At 67.9% G+C, this 3,485-nt stretch carries 3 protein-coding genes and 2 pseudogenes; 3 read left to right on the top strand and 2 right to left on the bottom strand.

The genetic code is table 11. From position 1 onward, the window contains the following. Positions 1-187: pseudogene (locus tag ACXJKL_RS17265) on the top strand (winged helix-turn-helix transcriptional regulator); the annotation flags it as partial. A 125-nt stretch (positions 188-312) separates the two neighbouring features. On the opposite strand, the gene ACXJKL_RS17270 reads toward ACXJKL_RS17265, so the two are convergent. Then, a complete protein-coding gene (locus ACXJKL_RS17270; protein ID WP_457208250.1) occupies positions 313-1,125 on the bottom strand; it encodes a PIG-L deacetylase family protein in 813 nt (270 codons plus the stop codon). Between the two features lie 160 nt (positions 1,126-1,285). On the opposite strand from ACXJKL_RS17270, the gene ACXJKL_RS17275 reads away from it, so the two are divergent. Further along, entirely contained in the window at positions 1,286-2,068 is a 783-nt protein-coding gene (locus tag ACXJKL_RS17275; RefSeq protein ID WP_457208251.1) for an alpha/beta fold hydrolase, read from the top strand. 96 nt (positions 2,069-2,164) lie between these two features. Here the strand turns inward: ACXJKL_RS17275 and ACXJKL_RS17280 are convergent, their stop codons facing one another. After that, on the bottom strand, positions 2,165-3,148 hold the full coding sequence (locus ACXJKL_RS17280) for an aldo/keto reductase (protein WP_457208252.1): 984 nt from the start codon (positions 3,146-3,148) through the stop codon (positions 2,165-2,167). A gap of 151 nt (positions 3,149-3,299) precedes the next feature. On the opposite strand from ACXJKL_RS17280, the pseudogene ACXJKL_RS17285 reads away from it, so the two are divergent. After that, positions 3,300-3,485 (top strand): annotated as a pseudogene (locus tag ACXJKL_RS17285) (hypothetical protein); the annotation flags it as partial.

Genomic DNA, 3,485 nt, shown 5'->3' on the forward strand with positions numbered 1-3,485 from the left:
CCTCACGGCCTCCGGTGCCGACCTGGTGCCGACCCTCGTCGCCCTTGCCGCCTGGGGTGCCGAGCACCTTCCTCACCAGCCATCGCCGTCCTACGCCCATGCAGGGTGCGGCGCGCCAGTGACTACCCGTATCGAGTGCGCCGCCGGACACGCCGTCACGATGGACGAACTCGTCGCCTCTGCCTGAGTCAGGGCCCCCGCGGGGTCGGTGTCTGCATCGGCCGTTGGTGTGACCCGAACCGGCGAAATGGCGCGCTTCGCGGCCCGCGAGGATCGCAGTAGATCTACACGGGTGTGATCGGCGCGGCCCGTTCAGTCCGTGTCTGCAGTGGGGCCCGGGGCTGACGCAATGTCTTCGGCGAACCGCATCGCTTCCAGCGCTATGGGTGGCGGGGCATGGAAGTCGAAGGCGCGGAACAGGACTGCGTGCGCGACACCCATGGGCCGCCCTTGCATTGCTGTGATCCCGGTGAGCATCGGTCGAGGAGGAGGGTGCCCAGGGATACCGGCGAGATACTCGCGATGAGCCTCCAGGGACGCGATCCCTCGCTCCAGCGGCTCACCGGTGACGTCAACCCCATGGGTGGCGCGAGGGTCACCCGAGACCAGCAGCCACCTCGGCGACCACGGCTCAAGATGCTCGTCCTCGATGAGCTCGGGGAACACCCACCGGTTTCCGGCGTCCCTGACCGCGTCGATGGCAGCAAGACCCGCAACGCGGTGGTCGGCCTGGTTGAGGCCGGCTACGAACTCCACCTCCCACGAGCCCACCAGGACGGCGTCGGGACGGAAGCGACGGATAGCGCGTGCGATGTCGCGGCGCAGCTCCAGCGAGTAGACCAGTACGCCGTCCGGGTAGTCCAGGAAGTCGACGTGACTCACCCCGACGACGCTCGATCCGGCAATCTGTTCCCGCATGCGCAGCTCGGCGGTCTGGTCGGGCGTGCTGGCGTCCATGCCGGCCTCGCCCTTCGTCAGCAGCAGGTATGCGACCTCAATCCCCTGACTGGTCCATGCCGCGACGGCCGAGGAGGTTCCGTACTCCACGTCGTCTGGGTGGGCAACGACGCACAGGACGCGCTGAAACGCATCAGCAGGAAAGGACAGCACACCCTCGGCGGTCATATTTCGAGGCTAACGGCGAGTGCAGCCGAGCAACAGCCCACAGATCCCAAGGCCACCTTGCGAAGGTCGAACGCACGTCTGGCAGCGCTCTCAGACCTTCCACCGCGGGTCGTTGCGACCTACCTTTGATGGGTAGGAGCCGCTGACTGGGGAGATACCCATGAGGGAATCCTGGGAACTTCTGACAACTGGACCGCCAGAGGCGGACCGATCGGTCCTGCTTCTTCCTGGCGGAGCCAACGCGGCACGCTCGTTCAACCTCGTGATGGCTGACCCGGGGCTCTCCGGTGTGCGCCTGGTGGCCACGACGCTGCCGGGGATGGCAGGCGCGCCGGTGTCCGGAGACGTGTCCATCCCCGCGCTGTCCCGTCGGGCAGGGGAACTGGCCGAAGAGCACGGGTGCGACGTGGTCGTGGGCTTCTCCCACGGTGCGACGGTGGCTTTGGAAATGGTGCTGTCCGGGGACTTCCAGGGCCCGRTGGTGCTCCTCGGCATCAGCTTGACGACCGAGGATGAGGCGGCGTTCTTCCGCGGCGTCGTACGTGCGTCGCAGAAGGTCGGCAGCTGGCCCATGGCCATTCTGCTCCGGCTCATGCCGCTGATGGCCAGAACTGTCAAGGCACCTGAGGTGCACAAGAAGGAACTGATCGAGGACTTCAAGCAGAACAGAGCCAGCGATGCACTTCTGGCGTGCGTCGAGTACCTCGACTACATCGCCGCCGACCGGGACTTTGCCGCCGAGCTGGCCGCGTCCGGACATCCCGTGTGGGTGGTCCATGCCGAGAAGGGGGACGGAGGCCTTACTGACGCCGAGCGCGCCACCCTGCACACGGCTCCCAACGTGACCCTGGTGACGATTCCCGGATCGGTGTTCCTCCTCCCGGACGAGGCTCCGCAGGAGACCGCCGCCGCGATCGCAAGCGCTCTATCGCACGTGTCCTGACTGGCGACACGTCGAGCACGAGCGTGGTCGACAGGCGGCGGTTAGGCGCAGGTTGCCACCCCCGTCGCGGCCGACCTGGTCGTCACCACTGTGTGGTCAGCGGTCGATCGAGGCCATGTTCGTCTCGTCGTGTCGCTCGCCCGCCGCGGGTTCGAGGGAGTCGAGCCGCTGCAGCTGGTCGGCGGTCAGCTCGATGTCCGCAGCCGCGGTGTTCTCCTCGACGCGTGCGATGCGGCGCGTGCCCGGGATGGGAGCGATGTCGTCGCCGCGCGTGAGGAGCCAGGCCAGCGCGGTCTGCGCCGGGGTGGCACCGATCTCGGCGCCGATCGCGGTGACCTCGTCGACGAGGGCGAGGTTGCGCTGGAAGTTGTCGCCGGTGAAGCGAGGGTTGGTCTTGCGCCAGTCGTCATCGCTGAAGTCGTCGACGGTACGGATCTGTCCGGTGAGCAGGCCGTGCCCGAGAGGCGAGTAGGGCACGAAGCCGATGCCGAGCTCACGCAGGAGGGGCAGGATCTCGTCCTCCACGTCACGGGTCCACAGGGAGTACTCGGTCTGGAGCGCGGCGACCGGTTGAACGGCGTGGGCGCGGCGGATCGTGTCCGGCGCAGCCTCGGAGAGTCCGAAGTGCCGGACCTTGCCCTCGAGGATGAGGTCGGCGACGGCTCCAGCCGTCTCCTCGATCGGCGTGCCGGGGTCGACACGGTGCTGGTAGTACAGGTCGATGTAGTCGGTGCCGAGGCGTCGCAGTGACCCCTCGACGGCTGCTCGGACGTTGGCGGGGCTGCTGTCGGTGCCGAACTCGTGGATGTCACCGTGGTGCCGCACGAGACCGAACTTGGTCGCGATCCTCACCTCGTCCCGTCGGCCCTTGATCGCACGCCCGACGACCTCTTCGCTGTGGAACGGCCCGTAGACCTCGGCGGTGTCGATGTGGGTGACGCCGAGCTCAAGGGCTCGGTGGATAGCGCGGACAGACTCGGAGTCGTCGAGCGGTCCGCCGGTCGTGTAGGTGCCGGCCATGGTCATGGCGCCGAGGCCGATGCGGGAGACCGTGAGGTCACCGAGATGCGCGTTCTTCATCAGAATTCCTTCGTGGATCGGGCGGTGGACAGCGGTCGTGATGGGCCGCCATCAACCACACAACCAGCGCCTGACCGCGGCCGGGAGTCCCTGCCATGAGGGTCACCAGCAGTGACCCCCACATCGGTCAGCGCCTTCGTACAGTGGCCACATGACCGCACCCGGACCGAGCCCCCGCGACGCCGCGCGCGCCGAGATCCGGGAGTTCCTCAGTACCCGCCGGGCCCGGATCACCCCGGAGGAAGCGGGCCTGCCGTCATTCGGAGGCGATCGCCGCCGCGTTCCAGGGCTCCGCCGGGAGGAGACCGCGCTCCTGGTCGGGGTGTCCCCGCAGTAC

This window comes from Nocardioides sp. P5_C9_2, assembly GCF_054049555.1.